This window comes from Streptomyces sp. N50, assembly GCF_033335955.1.
GTDB lineage: Bacteria > Actinomycetota > Actinomycetes > Streptomycetales > Streptomycetaceae > Streptomyces.
Window position 1 is genome coordinate 315,946 of the sequence record NZ_CP137549.1, and the last position, 18,924, is coordinate 334,869.

Sequence of the window (18,924 nt, forward strand, 5' to 3'; positions counted from 1 at the left end):
AAAATGACGCAGGCCGCTGACACGGCCTCCGGTCCGACGGCGAGGATGTTCGCCGCGGACGAGGCGTCCCGGGCTCTCGGGATGGAGCTCGTCGAGCACGGCGCAGGGACCGCCGTGCTCCGTATGACCGTGACCCCGGCCATGGTCAACGGACACAAGATCGCCCACGGCGGTTATCTGTTCCTCCTCGCGGACTCCGCGTTCGCCTGTGCCTGCAACAGCCATGGCCCGGTGACCGTGGCCGCCGCGGCCGACATCGACTTCGTCGCCCCGGCCCACGAGGGCGACGTCCTGGTGGCCACGGCGACGGAGCGCACCCGGTTCGGACGCAGCGGCATCTACGACGTGAGCGTGGTGCGCGGCGACCAGGTGATCGCGGAGTTCCGCGGCCGCAGCCGCATGATCAACAGCGCGAAGACGAAGGAGTCTCCATGAGCAGCGACCTGACAGCCCCGGCGGCCCCACCGGCTTCGCCGCCCGTGAGTCCGCGCCTCGGGGAGCCGCTCCCCGACGGGTTGCTGGACGCCGCCGAGCGCCTGAGCCGCGAGGAGTTGCGCGAGCACCAACTCGGCCTGCTCCAGGCCACGTTGAGGCACGCCTACGACAACGTGGAGCTGTACCGCCGCAAGTTCGACGAGGCCGGCGTCAAACCCGGCGACTGCCGCACCCTCGAGGACCTGGCCCGGTTCCCCTTCACCACCAAGGCCGACCTGCGGGACACGTACCCCTTCGGCATGTTCGCCGTCCCCATGGACCAGGTCCGCCGCGTGCACGCCTCCAGCGGCACCACCGGCCGCCCCACGGTCGTCGGCTACACGGAGAACGACCTTTCCATGTGGGCCGACGTGGTGGCGCGTTCGATCCGCGCGGCCGGCGGCCGCCCCGGCCACAAGATCCATGTGTCGTACGGCTATGGGTTGTTCACCGGTGGTCTGGGCGCCCACTACGGTGCCGAGCGCGCGGGCTGCACGGTGATTCCCGCCTCCGGGGGCATGACCGCCCGCCAGGTGCAGATCATCCAGGACTTCAAGCCCGAGATCATCATGGTCACCCCGTCCTACATGCTCACCCTCCTCGACGAGTTCGAGCGCCAGGGCGTCGACCCGCGCACCAGCTCCCTCAAGGTGGGCATCTTCGGTGCCGAGCCGTGGACGGAGGAGATGCGCCGCGAGATCGAGGAGCGTATGGACATCCACGCGGTCGACATCTACGGCCTGTCGGAGGTCATCGGCCCGGGCGTCGCGCAGGAGTGCGTGGAGACCAAGGACGGCCTGCACGTGTGGGAGGACCACTTCTACCCGGAGATCGTCGACCCGATCTCCGACGAGGTGCTGCCCGACGGCGACAGCGGCGAACTGACCTTCACCTCCCTCACCAAGGAGGCCGTGCCGATCATCCGCTACCGCACCCGCGACCTGACCCGGCTCCTCCCCGGTACGGCCCGCCCGGCGTTCCGGCGCATCGAGAAGATCACCGGCCGCTGCGACGACATGATCATCCTGCGCGGGGTGAACGTCTTCCCCAGCCAGATCGAGGAGATCCTGCTCCGCACCCCGGCTGTCGCCCCACACTTCACGATCCAGCTGAGCCGCCGCGGCCGCATGGACCACATGACGGTCCGCGCCGAGGCCCGCCCCGGTGCCACTCCCGAACAGCGGGACGCCGCCGCGGCGGCGATCGGCAAGGGCGTCAAGGACGGCGTGGGCGTGACCGTGGCGGTGGAGATCGTCGATCCGGAGACCCTGGAGCGCTCGGTGGGCAAGATCCGCCGGGTCAGGGATCTGCGGGACCAGTGACCTCCCGGGCCGTTCCGCCCGGCCCGGCCGCCGGCCGGGTCACAATGGCCCAGTGACCAGGACACCTGTGCAGAACCCGGCCGGCCGCCACGGCCGTCCCGCCTACGACCGCGACTCCCTGGTGGAGGTCGCCGTCGTGGTCTTCAACGAACGCGGCTACGACGGCACCGGCATGGAGGAACTGGCCAGGCGCCTGGGCCTCAGCAAGTCGAGCATCTACCACCATGTGTCCGGCAAGGAGGAGCTCCTCGAACTCGCGGTCAACCGCGCCCTGGACGCCCTCTTCGCCGTACTCGACGAGGAGGAGGCCGGGGACCGGCGGGGCAGGTCCGCCGGCACGACCGCGACGGCCGGGATGAAGCGCGTCATCCACCGCAGCGTCGAGGTGCTGGCCGCCGAACTGCCGTACGTCACCCTGCTGTTGCGGCTGCACGGCAACAGCGAGGTGGAGCAGCGGGCGCTGGCCCGGCGCCGTGAATTCGACCACCGGGTCGCGGAGTTGATGACGCGGGCGGCGGCCGAGGGCGGTATACGGGCGGACATCGACCCGCACCTCGCCAGCCGCCTGCTGTTCGGCACCGTCAACTCCCTCGTGGAGTGGTACCGCCCGGACCGCGACCTGACCGTGGAGACGCTGGCCGACGCCCTGACGACCATCCTCTTCGACGGCCTGCACGGACGTGCGGCGAGCTGACGGGAGCGGCAGACCGACGGGAGCGGCGAGCCCCAACTCCCCTCCCCCACAGGCCATATGGAGCACCCCGAGTACGATGATCGGAAGCGGGCTCCGCCCCTCTCGACTGCCCCTCTCACCTGCCGCGATGGAGTTGCCATGACGACCGACCCCCAGCCGTCACCGCAGATCGACACCGGCAAGGCACACCCCGCGCGGGTCTACGACTGGCTGCTGGGCGGCAAGGACAACTACCCGGTCGACGAGGCCGTGGGCGAGAAGCTGCCGCCCGAGGCGAAGGACGCGGCGCGGCAGAACCGGGAGTTCATGCACCGCGCGGCGACCTGGCTCGCCGGGCAGGGCATCGACCAGTTCCTGGACATCGGCACGGGCATCCCCACCGCGCCCAACCTGCACCAGATCGTCCAGCGGACCGTGCCGACGGCGAAGGTCGTGTACACCGACTACGACCCGATCGTCCTGCGTCACGCCGAGGCACTGCTGGTCAGTCACCCCGACGGGGTCACCGACTACATCCAGGCCGATGTGCGCGAGCCCGGGCTCATCGTCGAACACGCCCGCCACGTCCTGGACTTCAGCCGCCCGATCGCCCTGTCGCTGATCGCGCTGATGCACTTCATCCCGGACGAGCAGGACGCCCACGGCATCGTCCGCAACCTCGTCGCGACCCTGCCGTCCGGCAGCTATCTGGTCCTGTCCCACGCCGCGTCCGACCTGTACCCCGAGCTCGCCGCCCAGGTCACCGCCGAGTACGCCAAGGGCGGCATCAAGCTCGGCTTCCGCACCCGCCCCGAGGTGGTCCGCTTCTTCGACGACCTCGAACTGGTGCCGCCCGGCCTGGTGACGGCGACGGAGTGGAATCCACCGGCGTCGGAGGAGGCTCCCGAGGGCAGCGGGATCTACGCGGCGGTGGCACGGGTCCGCTAGCGGCGGCTCGGGTCCTGAGCCCGCACCGGTGCCTGGTCGGGCCACGTGAACGCGTAGCGCGGATCGCCTCCTCGGCCGAGCCGTACGAAGCGCAGGAGTTCGCGGACGATGCCCGCGTTGCCCATCCCCCAGCCCGTCAACGGCTCCAAGTCGCTTGGGGTGGCCCGGTGTTCGACGTTCGACCAGCGGGCGCCGTCGCCGTCGCGGGTGGCACGGGCGGCCAGGTCCGCGACGAGGACGCTTGCGAAGTCGTACGGGTCCTGCTGTCCCCGCTGGTCGCGTTGTTCGGCGATCCGGTCGCAGGCCAGGGCCAGGACGCCCGCGGTGCCACAGCAGCGGCCGTTGTTGTCCCAGAAGCCGGGGTACAGCCGCTCGGGCAGGCCGGAGTGGGTGACCGTGTGCCAGCAGCGGTCGGCGAGGGCGGACCAGGCGGGGTCGGCCGTGATGTCCCGCAGGAGCCGGAAGACCTGGGCGTCGCCCGCCGGGCCGTGGCACCAGCCGTAGCTGACGGGCGGGACCACGTCGGGGCGGTACTGCGGGGTGGAGTGCCGGACCAGAAAGCCTTCCGGGCCCGCCTCGTCGCGTGACACGACGTCCGCGGCACCGGCCAGCCCGAGGTCGACCAGGTCATGGCGGCCGGTCCCCTCGCCGACCCGGGCGAGTCCCAGGACGATGCCGAGTGTGCCGTGCGAGATGTGGTGCAGACGGGATTCGATGCCCGGGCGGTGGGGCCACTGGACGCCCGCCGGAGTCAGCTCCGCCGTCCGCAGGTACGGCTCCACGGCCAGGACGGCCAGTTCGGGGTCGCCGGCGAGGAGTGCGCCGAAACCGATCCCCGCGTTGCCGCCCATCAGCTCGAACAGCTCGCCCCAGCGGGTCCCGTCGAAGCGTGACCGTACGAGGTGCAGGGCGCGGTCGGCGGCGGCACCGGCGGCCGCGTCCCCGAGTTCTTCGTGCAAGGTCCGCAGGACGAGGGCCACTCCGGTACGGCCGAAGTAGAGGGAGTCGTCCTCGATGCCGTCGACGGAGTCCGCGAGACCGAGGCCCGCCCGCAGGGCCGCGTCGGCGTAGGAGTCGTCGCCGAAGTGCCGCCATGCCTCCAGGAGTGCGGGGACGTGGCCGGCCGTACCGCTGTAGAGGGACGGGTTCGGCTCGTCGTCCGAGGGCTTTCCCGACCAGGCGAGGCCTCCTCCGGGGGTTTCCCGTGCCGCGCCGATCAGCCGGCGCAGCGCGTCCACCGCGAGTTCCTCGACCTCGTCGACCGCCACGACCGTGGCTTCTGGTGCCGTCATGCGCCCACTCTCGCATGATCTTCCGGACCCGCCCAGGGGGCGCCAACTCAGCTGATACGTCAGCCGAGTTCGCCTCGTCGGCCGCGCGCCCCCGCCCTCAACCCGCGGTGTTGGTCTGCCAGGCGACAGCGGCATCGGTCGCTATGACCATGTTGCCGTCCTCCAGCACCTTGAGCACGGCCCCGGTGGCGCCTTGGGTGTTGCTGCTCCACAGTGCCTGGTGCTGAGCGTCGTAGACCACGAGGTTGCCGTCCTCCTGGAACACGGCCGTGTTGCCCGCACCCTGGGTCTGGCTCGCCCAGTGGGCCGTGCCGGACGTGTCGTAGAGCACGAGGTTGCCGTCCGTCTGCATGATCAGTTTCGAGCGTACGGTCTGGATGAACTTCCCGACCTCGAAGGTGAAGGGGGACTTCACCACCACGGCGTCGGGCAACTTGGTGTCATCTGCGCCTGAGGCAGAAGCAGTTGGAGACGCCGTCGCTCCGCTCGCGGAAGGGGAGGCCGACACCTGGGCGGCGCGGCCGGCGCCGGCGGACGGTGTGGCATGAGCGGATGCCGAGTCCTTGCTCTTGCTGTTGCCCTTGTCATCGAGGGTGTTGAACAGGAGCAGCCCGGAGCCGGCGACGACGACCAGCGCGGCCGCGCCGACGGCGGTCCAGAGCGTGCGACGCCCGCGGTCGCCTCCGCTCTCCGGGGGCGGGGTGGGTCCGGTTCCCGCCGGATAGGGGCCGTAGACATCCGGCACGTGCGGCTGGGTGGGGGTGTCCAGGCCCGGGTTCGGCGCGAGGAGGGTGGCGGCATGGGCTTCCCGCGCGCCGCCGTCCAACGCCGCCGCCGTCCGCGGGGCTACGGCCGTCATCGCGTCCGAGGAGACGACCGACCCGCCGCTCGCGTTGTCGGCGACGGTCGCGGCACGCTGACGATCCGTCAACGAGCCTACGGCGAGCGCCCGTTGGTAAGCGGGATGGTGGACCAGGTCGGCCTCGGCCTTGCAGAGTTCGACGATCTGATGCGGAGTGGGGCGCAGCGCGGGGTCGCTCTGCGCGCACGCCGCGATCAGCTCGGCGACGCCGGGGTCCACACCCCGCAGGTCGATCTCGCCGTGCACCGAACGGTACGACACGGCCGCGAACGGCCCGTCCCCGTACGGCGGTCGGCCGGTGACGGCGAACGCCAGCGTGGCCCCGAGGGCGAACACGTCCGCGCCCGGACCGGTCTCGCCACCCGTGATCGTCTCCGGCGCGATGAAGCCGGGGCTGCCCATCGCCCCGCCGACCTGCGTCAGGTTGGACGTGCCGGTGGTCCTGGCGATGCCGAAGTCGATCAGTTGCGGGCCGGTCGCCGAGAGGATGACGTTGTGCGGCTTGAGGTCCCGATGCCACACACCGCGGACATGGATGGCGTCCAGGCCCTCGGCCAGGGCAGCCAGCATCACGCGGGCCAGGTCGGCGGGGAGCGGTCCGTTGGCCACGATCGCGGCGTGCAGCGTGGGCCCCGGCACGTACTCGGTGGCCAGCCAGTACGGCGGCGTGTCCAGCTCCGCGTCGATGAGCGAGGCCGTGTACGCGCTGCGGACCGTACCCAGGGTCTCCACCTCGCGGCGGAACCGGCTGAGGGCGTGTTCGTCATGGCGCAGGTGGTCGTTGATCACCTTCACGGCGGCGGGACGGCCGCCCGGCGAACGCGCGAGGTACACCCTCCCCATCCCGCCCTCGCCGAGTCTGCCGACCAGACGGTAACGGCCTATGTGCGATGGGTCGGAACCATCGAGCGAAAGCACGGGACATGTCCTCCTTGGGTGGAACCGACAGTCACCGGATCCACCGTGAGGTCAACTCGGCTGGGCTCCAACCCCGTTGCCCAGCGGGGGTGCGGGGATGCGACACCAGTCCTCGGACGACACGCCCGGACCGGACCCCGACATAGTAGAGGGAACAGACCCCCGCGCCTCACCCGTCACCCCATTCACTGGATGTCCTCGTGCAGACGCACGACGAGCCAGTGCCCCTCGGGGTGCGCACGGCGCAGGACCGCGGTGTTGCGCGCCAACTCCGGCGGGGCCGCACGGAAGTCGACCCGCAGCCGGTATCGGGCCACGGCCAAGTCCCCGAAGACGTCCACGACTTGGCCGTACGCCGTGAGGCCGGTCTCGGCGGGACCGTCGTCCGGCGTGGGGCGGGCGTCCCGGACGCGGTTCAACTCCGCCCTGCCACAGATGAGTTCGGGGGTCGCCGAGTCCCAGAGGGTGGCCTCGGGGTCGAGGAAGGCGTCGATGCGGTCGCGGTCATCGGCCGTACAGCCCTCGTACCTGCCCGTGATCACCGCCCACACGTCGGCCAGATCGGCGGGCGCGCCACCCGGGCGGGCGGGTGTGCTCGCCGGGGCGGAGCCGCCCCACCGAACTCCGAAGCCCGCCCCGCGCCGTCAGACACCGGCGCCCGCTCCGGCACACCGACCAGTTCGGCGGCACCGCGAACCTGATGGACCGGGGCGGCGACATCGCCCAGCTGCCGGGCGTCGGGCCAGGGGCATTGTCAGTGGTGGCAGGCAGGATGAGAGTCATGACAACTCCTGCAGCTGTGATCGTGGATGCCGCCGCCTACGCGCAGGCGGTCGAGGACGCGGTGAAGGCGTCGGCCGCCTATTACGCCGGTGGCACCTCCGCGCTGGACGACGACTCCTACGACCGGCTGGTGCGCGGCATCGCCGCGTGGGAGGCCGAGAATCCCGAGCAGGTGCTGCCCGACTCCCCCACCGGGAAGGTGGCCGGTGGCGCGGTCGAGGGCGATGTCCCGCACACGGTGGCGATGCTGAGCCTGGACAACGTGTTCTCGGCGGAGGAGTTCACCACCTGGACGGCCTCGCTGGCACGAAGAATCGACCACGAGGTCACGCGGTTCAGCGTGGAGCCGAAGCTGGACGGCCTGGCGATCGCGGCCCGGTACACGCGCGGCCGCCTCACCCGGCTCATCACCCGCGGTGACGGCACGGCCGGGGAGGACGTCTCCCACGCGATCGGCACCATCGAGGGCCTGCCGCAGGAGCTGGCCGAGCCGGTCACCGTAGAAGTACGGGGCGAAGTCCTCATGACCACCGCCCAGTTCGAGCACGGCAACGAGGTCCGCACCGCGCACGGCGGCCAGCCCTTCGCCAACCCGCGCGGCGCCTCCGCGGGCACCCTGCGCGCCAAGGAGCGCGCCTACACGGTGCCGATGACGTTCTTCGGCTACGGCCTGCTGCCCCTCCCCGACACCGGATCCGACCTCGCGACACGCCTCGTCGAGCTCGCGCACAGCGACCTCATGACGCAAGCGGCGGCCTACGGGGTCAACACCACGGCCACCACCGACGTGCCCGGCATCACCGCCGGCACGATCGAGGAGGTGCTCACCCGGGTCCAGGAGATCGCCGCGCTGCGGGCCCAACTGCCGTTCGGGATCGACGGGATCGTCATCAAGGCCGACCTCGCCGCCGACCAGCGGGCCGCCGGGTCGGGCACGCGGGCCCCGCGCTGGGCGATCGCCTACAAGCTGCCCGCCGTGGAGAAGATCACCCGGCTGCTGGAGGTCGAGTGGAACGTGGGCCGCACCGGCATCATCGCCCCGCGCGCGGTCCTGGAGCCGGTGGAGATCGACGGCGCGACCATCACCTACGCCACGCTCCACAACCCCGGTGACATCACCCGCCGCGACCTGCGCCTGGGCGACCACGTCATGGTCCATCGTGCCGGTGACGTGATCCCCCGAATCGAGGCCCCGGTCGCGCATCTGCGCACCGGCGAGGAACAGCCGATCCTGTTCCCCGAGGTGTGCCCGCGCTGCGGCTCCGCCATCGACACCAGCGAACTGCGCTGGCGCTGCGAACAGGGCCGCAACTGCCACCTGGTCGCAGCCCTCTCCTACGCCACCGGCCGCGACCAGCTCGACATCGAGGGCCTGGGCCACACCCGCGTCGTCCAGCTCGTCGACGCCGGCCTGGTCGCCGACCTCGCCGACCTGTTCGCGCTCACGCGCGAGCAACTCCTGGGCCTGGAGCGGATGGGCGAGACCAGCACCGACAACCTCCTCGCCGCGCTCACCGCGGCCAAGGGGCAGCCGCTGTCCCGGGTGCTGTGCGCGCTCGGGGTGCGCGGCACCGGCCGCTCCATGTCCCGCCGTATCGCCCGGTACTTCGCGACCATGGACGAGATCCGTGCCGCAGACGCGGAAGCGATGCAGCGGGTCGACGGCATCGGCACGGAGAAGGCCCCGTCGATCGTGGCCGAGCTGGCCGAACTCGCCCCGCTCATCGACAAACTGGTCGCCGCCGGTGTCAACATGACCGAGCCGGGCGCGACCCCGCCCGCGCCCATCACGGATGAAGCCGGCAGCGAAGAGGCCGCGGCCACGGCCGACGACGGGCCGCTGTCCGGAATGACGGTGGTCGTCACCGGCACGATGACCGGCCCCCTGGAGAAGCTCAGCCGCAACGAGATGAACGAACTCGTCGAGCGCGCCGGCGGCCGTTCCTCCTCCAGCGTCTCCAAGAAGACCACCCTGGTCGTGGCGGGCGAGAACGCGGGCTCGAAGCAGACCAAGGCCGAGACGCTCGGCATCCGCCTCGCCACGCCCGACGAGTTCGCGGCCCTGATCGCCGACTACCTCAACTGAGACCTTCCGCATGGGGTGTTCCGCAGCTCACAGTCGCCGACCGGACCTGAGCGGGAACAACTGAGGCAGGTGGCCCGTTCATCTATACGTGGCTGCGGAGGGGACAGTGTCCCCGGGCCTCACCTATAGCCCATGGGGACGATCGTCCGGCTGAAGCCCCATGGAGCCCCTCGCCGAGAGGCGACCGCCCTCCGCACGCCACCATGTACGGCCCCGGCTGGTCTCCCCCGTCCAGCCGGGGCCTTCTTTCACTCCGCCTCTCACTCCCAGGAGCGACCTCGCGCACTCCGCGACCGGGGCAGAATGGACGCCACACAGCCGCTGCGGATGGGGAGTTCATGGACACGCGTACGTTCGACGCGCTGACGGAGTCGATGAAGAGCGCGTTCGTCGCGGGTCTCAGCGAAGGCACCGTGCCCCGCCCGGTCATCATGCCGCTGGTGCGCGGTGAGCTGGTCGGCCTGATCTGGCTGCGCCCGGTCAAGTCCGGCGAGGACGCGCTCACCGCGATCGCGTCGCTGTCGAACATCGCCGCGGCGGCGAACGCCGACGAGATCGTGCTCGCCTGGGAGACCCAGGACGTGGCCACCACCTGCGAACTCTCCGCCGACGGCCTCTCCCCCTGCCTCAACATGGTGCACGCCACGAAGGACGGCCACACGCTGCACCAGTTCCCGTACACCGAGGACCCGGCCTCCGCCGGACCCCGGTGGCAGCCGACCCCGGCTCCCCAGCCCGACGCCAAACTGCTGCCGCCCGTGCAGGCAGCGGTCGACTACGCCTTCACTCCCCTCGAACTGGACCATCCGTCCCCGTTCGGCGTCACGGTCGTCCTGATGGAAGAGGACGGCTACACCTTGCGCCTGACCGAGGCGTTCACCTTCTGAGCCACGCGCCACCCCGCGACTCGGACACTCGGCTGATCGCTGATCGCCGTGACAGACGCGACACACTTCCCGGAACAGCGGCTCCCTACCGCCACCCCGGGCCTACGCTGTGCCCGTGACCAGTGTTGACGTCGCCCCCGGGCCCGCCGCCGAGAGCGGACCCGAGCCGCGCACCCAGTCCCTGATGCTGACCTTCTTCGGTGCTCATGTGCTGGGGCGGCCCGTCGCCGTGTCGTCGGGCAGTGTGATCGCCGCTCTCGGGCGGGTGGGGAGCACCGAGGAGGCGGTGCGGACCACCCTGAACCGGATGGTCAAGCGCGATCTGCTGGAACGTCGCCGCCAGGGACGGAAGACGTACTTCGCGCTGACGCCGCACGCCGTGCAGGTGCTGACGGACGGCAGGGACCGCATCTGGCAGACCGGCGCGGTGAACCGCGACTGGGACGGCCGCTGGACGATGGTGGGCTTCTCGCTGCCCGAGGCGTGGAGCCGCGAGCGGCACGATCTGCGGTCCCGGCTGATCTGGGCGGGCTTCGGTCCGCTGCAGAACGGCCTGTGGGTGGCCCCGGCACCCGTCGACGTCCGCGAGATGGTGGCGGGGCTCGGCCTGGAACCGTACCTACGGGTGTTCCGGGCCGAGGTGGAGTCCCCGACCGACGTCCGCGAGGTGCTGGAGCAGGCCTTCGACGTGCCCGCGATCGGCGCCCGGTACCGCGCGTTCCTGGACCGCTGGGACCGCACCGACCCCCTGCCCGCGGCGACCTCCGGCGACGACCTCGCCGGTCAACTCCTGCTGCACACCGACTGGTTGGATCTCGTACGACGGGATCCGCATCTGCCCGCCGAGCATCTTCCCGGAGACTGGCCCGCCGCGCAGGCGGAGACCGTCTTCCGCGGGCTGGCCAGCCGCTGGGAGCGCCCGGCGGCGCGCGCGGCCGCACGTCTGCTGGACACCCTGACGCTCGACTGATCCGCGTACGGCCCCCTCGCGTCCGCACCCGGCCCCCGCGCGCCCGCACGCGGATCCGGCTGCCTCATTATTGGTCACTCTATTGACGGCCATCAAAAAAGAGCCCTACATTCGCACCGCTCTTCCAGTTCGTTCGACCGCCTGGCCCGCTCCACCTCGCACGTCCAGCACGCTCCCCCTCGGTCCCCCTGACTCGCGGAGCCGCCGTCATGCCCCGACCCCGTCTCTCGACCCTCGCCGCCGCCTGCGCCACCGCCCTCGCGACCGCCCTGATCGGCCCGGCGACCGGCGCCCACGCCGCCACCGCCGGTCACTACTCCGGCACGCTGGCCGACGGCGCCACCTGGATCGCGGACACGCCCGAGCAGTGGAACGGCACCCTGCTGCTGTTCAGCCACGGCTTCGGGCCGACCACCGCCGCCGACGCGCCCTCGCCCGCCGTCAGCCAGGCCCTGCTGGCCGCCGGTTACGCCCTCGCCGGGTCCTCCTACGACCCCAACGGCTCGATGTGGGCGCTCAGTTCGGCCGAGCGGGATCAGTTCGCCGCGCTCACCGCGTTCCGTACGCAGGTCGGCACACCGACCCGCGTCATCTCGGTGGGCCAGTCCATGGGCGGACTCGTCAACGCCCAGATCGCCCGCGACGGCGCGGGCCGCGTCGACGGTGCGCTCGGTCTGTGCGGACTGGTGGCGGGCGGTGTCGATCTGGACAACTACCAGCTGGACGCCGAGTACACCCTGGCCACGTTCTTCGACCCCGCCGACGCCGATGCCCTGGTGAACCTCGACGGCCAGGCCGACGGCGCCGCCCTCGCCGCCCGGCTCACGACGGCCGTGGAGACGGCGCAGCAGACCCCGGCGGGCCGGGCCCGGATCGCCCTCGCCGCCGCCTATCTCAATCTGGCCGACTGGGCTCCTGGCCAACTGCCGCCCGCGCGCGGCGACTTCGCGGGCCAGGAGCAGCAGCAGTACGCGTGGCTGGCCCAGGGCCTGCTCTCGTTCATCGTCCCGGCGCGCTGGTCGGTGGAGCAGTCCGCCGGGGGCAACACGTCCTGGAACAAGGGCGTCGACTACGCCGGGCTGCTCCGCAAGTCCGCCCACGTCAAGCAGGTCGAGGCGCTCTACCGTGACGCGGGCCTCGACCTGCGCACCGACCTGAACCGGCTCACCCGCGGTGCGGACATCACCGCCGACCCGGCCGCGGTGGCCCGTCTGAAGCGGACCTCGACTGCCGGACAGGGACTGGCCGTTCCCCTCCTGGACCTCCACACCACCGCCGACCAACTGGTGCCCGTGGAACAGGAATCGGCGTTCGCCGGGCGGGTGCGCGCGGCCGGCGACTCGCACCTCCTGCGACAGGCCTACGTGTCCCGCCAGAGCCACTGCAACTTCACCACCGCCGAAGTGGTCGCCAGTCTGCACGCCGTGGAACACCGGCTGGACACCCGGCACTGGGGCGACGCCACCACGGCCGCCCAACTCCAGCGCAGCGCCGATGAGTTGGGCCTCGACGGCGCCGCCTTCACCGACTACCGGCCGAGCCGCCTGACCGGTACCCGCTGATCCCAGAGCACTCCCTCCCCGGCTCTTCCCGACTCTCCCCGTTCACAGCCCGCCCCAGGAGCTCTCCGTGTCAATGACGACCGCACCCTCCACCCGGACCGCCGCCACCGGCCCCGGACTGACCACCGGCACCCTGGTCGCCGGCCTCCTCGCCGTCTGCCTCGCCCAGATCGGCCTCGCCATACCGGCCACGCTCAACGGGCTGTTCCAGTCCGACCTGCACCCGGTCGGCTCCCAACTCACCTGGATCTCCGACGCGTTCCTGCTCCCGGTCGCCGTACTGGAGCTGACCTTCGGCCTGCTGGGCGACCTCTTCGGCCGTAAGAGGCTGCTGGTCGGCGGCGCCGCCCTGCTGGCGGTCGGCGAGTTGACCAGTGCCACCGCATCCGGCGTCCACCAGCTCTGGGCCGGGCAGGCCCTCGCGGGCCTCGGCGCCGCCGCCCTCTTCCCGACCTCGCTGGCCATCCTGGCCGCCGGCACCACCTCACCCGCACAGCGCGCCCGGGTCATCGCGATGTGGGCGGCCCTGCTCTCCACCGGCGGATTCCTCGCCCCGCTGCTCGGCGGCGTCACCGCCACCTACGGCTCGTGGCGCTGGTCCTTCGTCGTGGTCACCGCCGTCGCCGTGGTGAGCGTCGCGGTCAGCGCCCTGTTCGTGGTCAACTCCAGTGCTCCGGAAGGCCGTTCACTCGACATAGCGGGCCAGGTGACCATCGGCCTGGGCCTGTTCGCTCTGCTCTACGCCATCATCCAGGGCCCGACGGACGGCTGGGCCTCGCCCTCGATCGTCATCGCCTTCGTCCTGGCGGCCGTGTTCCTCGCCGCCTTCGTCCTGGCCGAGAAGCACGCCAAGTCCCCGCTCCTGCGCCTGGATCTGTTCAGCAACCGTGCCTTCGCGGTGGCCTCGGTCGTGGCCGTCGTGGGCATGTTCGCCTTCCTGGGCACCGCCTACTCCGTCAGCATCCGGCTCGGTCCGGTGCAGGACCAGGCCCCGATGCGAACAGGCCTGGCGTTCGTCCTGCTCAACGGCATCACGCTGGTGATGCTGCCGCTGACGGAACGGCTGCTGCGCACGGTCGCACGGGGGCTGCTCCTGGGCGCCGGGCTGCTGTTGATCGCGGCGGGCGACTACCTGGCGGCCACGCTACCGATCACCGACACCGCCTTCACCTCGCTGATCGTGCCGCTGGGCCTGGTCGGCCTGGGCTTCTCGGTCACCGTCACCTCGATCACCGCGACGGCCGTCAACACCGTGCCGACCCATCTGGCCGGCATGGCGAGCGCCACCACCAACCTGCTCCGGGACTTCGGCTTCACCCTCGGCCCGGCCGTCATCGGCGCCGTCGCCCTGAGCCGCGCGGCCAGCAGTTTCTCCGGCTCCCTGCACGACTCCGCGCTGCCGCCGGCGCTGAAGGGCGCGGGCACGGCCGTACTGGAAGAAGGCGGGCCGCTCGCGGTGAACGGTGCCTCGGCGGCCTCGCCGAAGCTGGCCGACCTGCATCCGCTCGCGCTGGACGCCCTCGGCCACGGCTACTCGATCGGCTTCGTGGTCTGCGGTACGGCCGCGCTGTGCTCGGCGCTGCTGGCGCTCGTCACGCTCCGGGGCCGTGCCACTCCGGATGGCGATGCGGCCTCACATGACGCTGCCGCACAGCCGGAGTAGTCCCGAGAAAGCCAACTCCCCACGGTTCAGCGGCTCTTGCGGACCCTCGCCGCCGCGCGGGCTTCCGCGGCCTTGCGGGCCTCGGCGGTCTTCCGGGTCTCCTTGCCGACCCGGCCCGGGCGGGTGCCCAGGCCGCGGAAGGGGGCGTTGCCGGTGCTGGTCTTCGTCTCGGTCGGCGGGCGCTTGGCGCCGGTGATGGCGGTCAGCTTCTCCTCGCCGGAGCGGACCTGGGTGACGATCGGGCGGATACCGGCGTCGGACATCATCCGGTTCACGTCGCGCCGCTGGTTGGGGGTGACCAGGGTGACCACACGTCCGGACTCGCCGGCACGCGCCGTACGCCCGCTGCGGTGCAGATAGTCCTTGGCGTCGGCGGGCGGGTCGACGTTGACGACGAGGTCGAGGGCGTCGATGTGGATGCCCCGGGCGGCGACGTTCGTGGCGACCAGCACGGTGATCTCGCCGTCCTTGAACTGGCCGAGCGTGTGCGTGCGTTGGGGCTGCGACTTGCCGCTGTGCAGGGCGGACGCGCGGACGCCGCTGGCGCGCAGATGGCGGGTGAACTGGTCCACGGCAGCCTTGGTGTCCAGGAACATCAGCACCCGGCCGTCCCGGGCGGCGATCTCGGTCGCCGTCGCGTACTTGTCGGCGGCGTGGATGTTCAGGACGTGGTGTTCCATCGTCGTGACCGAGCCCGACGCCTGGTCGACCGACGCGTGCACCGGGTCGTGCAGGTGGTCCTTGACCAGCTGGTCGACGTCACGGTCGAGCGTGGCCGAGAACAGCAGCCGCTGCCCGTCGGCCGGGATCTGCGCCAGGAGGTCCGAGACCTGCGGCAGGAACCCCAGGTCGCACATCTGGTCCGCCTCGTCCAGCACGGTGATCCGCACGTGGTTCAGGAGGCAGTCCCGGCGCGACACCAGGTCGGTCAGCCGTCCCGGCGTCGCGACGACCACCTCGACGCCGGTCCGCAGCTGCGCCTGCTGCCGGTTGATCGACAGCCCGCCGACCACCGTCGCGAGCCGTACCCCCATCGTCTTCGCGTACGGCTCCAGCGCGTCGCTGACCTGCTGCGCGAGCTCCCGGGTCGGCACCAGGACCACGGCGAGCGGCCGCTTCGACTCCGCCCTCCGGCCCGTGAGCCGTACGAGCAGCGCGAGTCCGAAGGCCAGTGTCTTGCCGGAACCGGTGCGCGCCCGGCCGAGCACATCGCGCCCGGCCAGCGCGTCGGGCAGTGTCGCCGCCTGGATCGGGAACGGCTCCGTCACCCCGAGGCCGGTCATCGTCCCGACCAGCTCGGGCGGCAGTCCGAGCGCGCCGAAGGAAACGGCCGGCGGCTTCGCGTTCATGGGGAACCTTCCTCAGTCCTGTGCCCGCAACGGCACCGGGGCCCGTACCCCTCGGTACGGGCCCCGGTGGCGTCGAAGCGTGCCCCCATTTTACCAGCGCGCCTCCGGCCCGCCCGCCGCCGCGAGGCATGTGCGGGATCGCGGTCGGTGACCGCCTGTCCGCCAGTAGGCTGTGACAGCTGCGCCACCCCACCAACACCCCTTCCCTCAAAGGGACATGGCCCGCAGCAGTCGAGTCGTTCCACTGCGTGAGGATGAAGCAACAGGTGCTGATAGCGGGCCGGTACCGGCTGAACACCACCATCGGACGCGGCGCGATGGGCGAGGTCTGGCAGGCGTACGACGAGATGAACGGCCGACCGGTGGCCGTCAAGCTCCTGCACTCCCAGAACTCCGAGCCCACCGCCACCGCCCGCTTCCGCCTGGAGGCCCAGACCGCGGGCCGGCTCAGCCACCCCCATGTGGTCGGTGTCCTCGACTTCGGCGAGCAGGAGGGCCGGCTGTACCTGGTGATGGAGCTGGTCGAGGGGGACAGCCTCTCGCACGTGCTCGCCCAGGCGGGCTCCCTGCCGGCCGAGCACGTGGCCCACATCGCCGCCCAGTCGGCCGCGGGGCTCAGCGCGGCGCACGACCAGGGCATCGTGCACCGGGACATCAAGCCCGGCAACCTTCTCCTCGGCTCCGACGGGTCCGTGAAGATCGCCGACTTCGGCATCGCGCACTTCATGAACGACCCGAACGGCGCGCTCACCGCGACCGGCCAGATCGTCGGGACCAGCCTGTACATCGCGCCCGAGCGCGCCCTGGGCCAGCCCGCGGGACCGCCGTCCGACGTCTACTCACTCGGCTGCGTGCTCTACCAACTCCTCACCGGACAACCGCCGTTCCGCGCCGGCAGCGCCATCGCCGTCCTCCACCACCACCTCGACACACCCCCCGTGCCCCCACGGGAACTAGGCGTCGGACTCCCGCCCGCCTTCGAGAACTATTTGCTCGGCCTGCTGGCCAAGCGCCCCGAGGACCGCCCTACGGCACGCCAGGCGGCCGAGTGGTTCGCGTCCGGCGCCTGGCGGGGGCGTCCCGAGCCCCTCCCGGCAGCCGCACCGCGCCCCGAGCCGACACCCAACGTGACCGCCTGGGACGCGGGCGTGAAGCCCCGGACGAGCACGGCTCCCCGCTCTGATTCCGGCCCCGGCTCCGTGACCACGTACGCCTTCCCGACCGCCCCCGCCGGCAGCACCGCTCCGGCCCACCGGAACCGGCGCCGGCAGCGGACAGGAAGCCGCGGCGGCGCCGTGCGCCGGTCGAAGACGCTGGTCACGGTCGCCGCCGTGGCGATCTTCCTCGGTGCGCTGTTGATCGGCCTGGCCTGGTTCTCCCCCGACCACAGCTCGGCGGACACGACACCGACGGATCCGCCGAGCAGCGCACGTTCCGGCACGGCCGCGCCGTAGGCTCACGCCCCGTGCAGGCGGGCCTCCCAACGGGCGTGTGAGCGGCGGCCGGTGAGGCGCCACAGGACGCGGGCGGGCAGTGGCGCCTTGGTGAGGATCGCCCGCTGCTCCTCGGGGGTCGCCACCGCCATCAACGCGCTGAAGGCGCGCAGCAGATGCCTCTTCTCCAGTTTGGCCAGGCTGATCTCGCCGAGTTCCTCCCACTCGGCGACGGTCAGATGGTCGGCGGCCAGCGGGAGGATGGTGTTCTCCTCCTCGTCCATGTGGGCGGTCAACACCGCGCCCAGCTCGCTGAGTTGAGCTGCCACCTGCTCACAGACGGGCGGCCGGGGATCGGCGGCCAGCCCGTCCAGCGCGTCCCTCACCAGCGTGACCAACTCCTCGAGCCGGTGGTGCTGTGCCTCCATACGCGTGATCGCCTCGGCGTGCGGCGCCGCCCGTTCCGAGAGCCGGGGCCAGAGGAACTCGTCCTCGCTCACGTGGTGGGCCTCCAGACCCATCAGCATGAACTGCACCGCCTCCACGACCAGTTGGGCCCGCGCGGTGTCGCCGGGCCGCAGTCCGCGCACCAACTCCGGCAGTTCCGCGCAGGATCGGCGGAAGGTGCGATGCACCACCACCATGTCGTGGACATCCGGCTTCGAGGTGACTACGTCAGACATGGTGCTCCCTAGCCCTTGCTCAGCTGGTCGTGGAAACGGTGTGCCAGGTCCGTCAGTTCGTCCGCGTCCCGCGCGGTCTGCTGCAGGTCGATGAGCACCTCGTCGGCACCGGCCGCGTGGGCGGCGAGCAGGTAGTCCGAGACCTGTACGACCGTTCCCCGGTGCGGGACCGCGTCGCCCGGCGCGGCCTCGGCCGTCACCACGGGGTTCACCCGGACCACGGTGCGCAGGGCCTCGGGGTCACGTCCGTTGGCCTCCGCGATCTGCCTGATCTGGCTGATGACGTAGGCGAGTTGAGGCACCGGAAGTGCCACGCCCGCCCAGCCGTCCGCGCGTCGGCCGATGCGTTCCAGCGTGGCCGGGGTGAAGCCGCCCAGGAGGACCGGCGGGCGGGGGCGCTGCACGGGGAGCGTGCCGATGTGCGCGCTCGGGATCGTCCACAGAGCGCCCCTGTGCTCGGCCGACGAACCGGACCAGACGTGGTCCAGGACATCCAGGATCTCCTCCAGGCGGGCCCCGCGCCCCCGCCACGGGACGCCGATGGCCTCGTACTCGTCGGACGACCAGCCGAGCCCGAACCCGATGTCGAGCCGTCCCCCGCTGAGGATGTCGACGGACGTCAGTGAACGGGCCAGCAGGAGCGGGGAGTAGAAAGGCGCGTTCAGCGTGCTGGTCCCCAGGCGCAGCCGTCGGGTGGCGTGGGCCAGGAAGGACAGCGTGGCGACGGGGTCCAGGAAGGTGCGGTACTCCTCCGGTACCGGACCACCGCCCGGATACGGGTCACGGGGCTGCGTCGGCACCAGGGCCCGGTCGCCGACCCACAGGCTGTCGTAGCCGATCGCTTCGACGGCGGAGGCGAACCCGGAGATCGTGGCGGGGTCGGTGAACGACCCGTACTGGGGAGCGCCCAGGCCGATTTTGAGCATGTCTGTCACCTGTTCGAGGAGGTCTGCGGTCCGTTCTCGGATCACCCTCCGGGATACGGATCGACAGACGATCAACGGCACGTGAACGCGGAA

General features: G+C 71.5%; 16 protein-coding genes. 10 read left to right on the forward strand and 6 right to left on the reverse strand.

Translation table 11 applies throughout. The annotated features are described in order from the left end of the window. The first annotated feature begins 3 nt into the window (after positions 1-3). From paaI to R2B38_RS01480, 4 genes are all read left to right on the forward strand, one after another. Positions 4-435, forward strand: a complete 432-nt coding sequence (paaI, locus tag R2B38_RS01465) for a hydroxyphenylacetyl-CoA thioesterase PaaI (RefSeq protein WP_033278566.1) — start codon at positions 4-6, stop codon at positions 433-435. Next, on the forward strand, positions 432-1,796 hold the full coding sequence (gene paaK, locus R2B38_RS01470; RefSeq protein WP_318014549.1) for a phenylacetate--CoA ligase PaaK: 1,365 nt from the start codon (positions 432-434) through the stop codon (positions 1,794-1,796). Before paaI ends, paaK begins: the two co-directional genes overlap by 4 nt. A 52-nt stretch (positions 1,797-1,848) precedes the next feature. Further along, complete coding sequence (locus R2B38_RS01475) at positions 1,849-2,490, forward strand: TetR/AcrR family transcriptional regulator (protein ID WP_318014550.1); 642 nt, start codon at positions 1,849-1,851, stop codon at positions 2,488-2,490. A gap of 138 nt (positions 2,491-2,628) precedes the next feature. Beyond that, the gene (locus R2B38_RS01480; protein ID WP_318014551.1) at positions 2,629-3,417 is read left to right on the forward strand and encodes an SAM-dependent methyltransferase; all 789 of its coding nucleotides are present in this window, start codon (positions 2,629-2,631) and stop codon (positions 3,415-3,417) included. On the opposite strand, the gene R2B38_RS01485 is transcribed toward R2B38_RS01480, so the two are convergent. The 3 genes from R2B38_RS01485 to R2B38_RS01495 form a co-directional block, all read right to left on the reverse strand. After that, positions 3,414-4,709 (reverse strand): lanthionine synthetase LanC family protein, encoded by a 1,296-nt coding sequence (locus R2B38_RS01485; RefSeq protein ID WP_318014552.1) that lies wholly within the window; start codon positions 4,707-4,709, stop codon positions 3,414-3,416. The genes R2B38_RS01480 and R2B38_RS01485 overlap by 4 nt on opposite strands. A 97-nt stretch (positions 4,710-4,806) precedes the next feature. Further along, positions 4,807-6,489 carry a protein kinase domain-containing protein gene (locus R2B38_RS01490; RefSeq protein WP_318014553.1) on the reverse strand — a complete coding sequence of 561 codons (1,683 nt, stop codon included), beginning with the start codon at positions 6,487-6,489 and terminating at the stop codon, positions 4,807-4,809. Positions 6,490-6,674: 185 nt separating this feature from the next. Further along, positions 6,675-7,031: a DUF4440 domain-containing protein gene (locus R2B38_RS01495; protein WP_318014554.1), complete on the reverse strand. Its 357-nt coding sequence runs from the start codon at positions 7,029-7,031 to the stop codon at positions 6,675-6,677. A gap of 239 nt (positions 7,032-7,270) precedes the next feature. Here R2B38_RS01495 and ligA point away from each other — a divergent pair, with 239 nt between their 5' ends. The 5 genes from ligA to R2B38_RS01520 all read left to right on the forward strand — a co-directional run bounded on the left by ligA (position 7,271) and on the right by R2B38_RS01520 (position 14,440). Then, on the forward strand, positions 7,271-9,358 hold the full coding sequence (gene ligA, locus R2B38_RS01500; RefSeq protein WP_318014555.1) for an NAD-dependent DNA ligase LigA: 2,088 nt from the start codon (positions 7,271-7,273) through the stop codon (positions 9,356-9,358). 338 nt (positions 9,359-9,696) lie between these two features. Further along, positions 9,697-10,245 (forward strand): hypothetical protein, encoded by a 549-nt coding sequence (locus tag R2B38_RS01505; RefSeq protein ID WP_318014556.1) that lies wholly within the window; start codon positions 9,697-9,699, stop codon positions 10,243-10,245. 109 nt (positions 10,246-10,354) lie between these two features. Further along, positions 10,355-11,215, forward strand: coding sequence for a PaaX family transcriptional regulator C-terminal domain-containing protein (locus R2B38_RS01510; protein WP_033278554.1), 861 nt, complete (start codon positions 10,355-10,357; stop codon positions 11,213-11,215). Between the two features lie 209 nt (positions 11,216-11,424). Further along, on the forward strand, positions 11,425-12,777 hold the full coding sequence (locus tag R2B38_RS01515; protein ID WP_318014557.1) for an alpha/beta hydrolase: 1,353 nt from the start codon (positions 11,425-11,427) through the stop codon (positions 12,775-12,777). A gap of 73 nt (positions 12,778-12,850) precedes the next feature. Next, entirely contained in the window at positions 12,851-14,440 is a 1,590-nt protein-coding gene (locus tag R2B38_RS01520) for an MFS transporter (protein ID WP_318014558.1), read from the forward strand. A 26-nt stretch (positions 14,441-14,466) separates the two neighbouring features. Here R2B38_RS01520 and R2B38_RS01525 read toward each other — a convergent pair whose 3' ends face one another. Next, entirely contained in the window at positions 14,467-15,789 is a 1,323-nt protein-coding gene (locus R2B38_RS01525) for a DEAD/DEAH box helicase (protein WP_318014559.1), read from the reverse strand. A 254-nt stretch (positions 15,790-16,043) separates the two neighbouring features. Here R2B38_RS01525 and R2B38_RS01530 point away from each other — a divergent pair, with 254 nt between their 5' ends. Next, complete coding sequence (locus tag R2B38_RS01530) at positions 16,044-17,243, forward strand: serine/threonine-protein kinase (RefSeq protein ID WP_318014560.1); 1,200 nt, start codon at positions 16,044-16,046, stop codon at positions 17,241-17,243. A gap of 2 nt (positions 17,244-17,245) precedes the next feature. Here the strand turns inward: R2B38_RS01530 and R2B38_RS01535 are convergent, their stop codons facing one another. Together R2B38_RS01535 and R2B38_RS01540 are read right to left on the reverse strand one after the other, a co-directional pair. Next, positions 17,246-17,905 (reverse strand): hemerythrin domain-containing protein, encoded by a 660-nt coding sequence (locus R2B38_RS01535; protein ID WP_318014561.1) that lies wholly within the window; start codon positions 17,903-17,905, stop codon positions 17,246-17,248. Positions 17,906-17,913: 8 nt separating this feature from the next. Continuing rightward, entirely contained in the window at positions 17,914-18,831 is a 918-nt protein-coding gene (locus tag R2B38_RS01540; RefSeq protein WP_318014562.1) for a TIGR03619 family F420-dependent LLM class oxidoreductase, read from the reverse strand. Between the last annotated feature and the right edge of the window lie 93 nt (positions 18,832-18,924).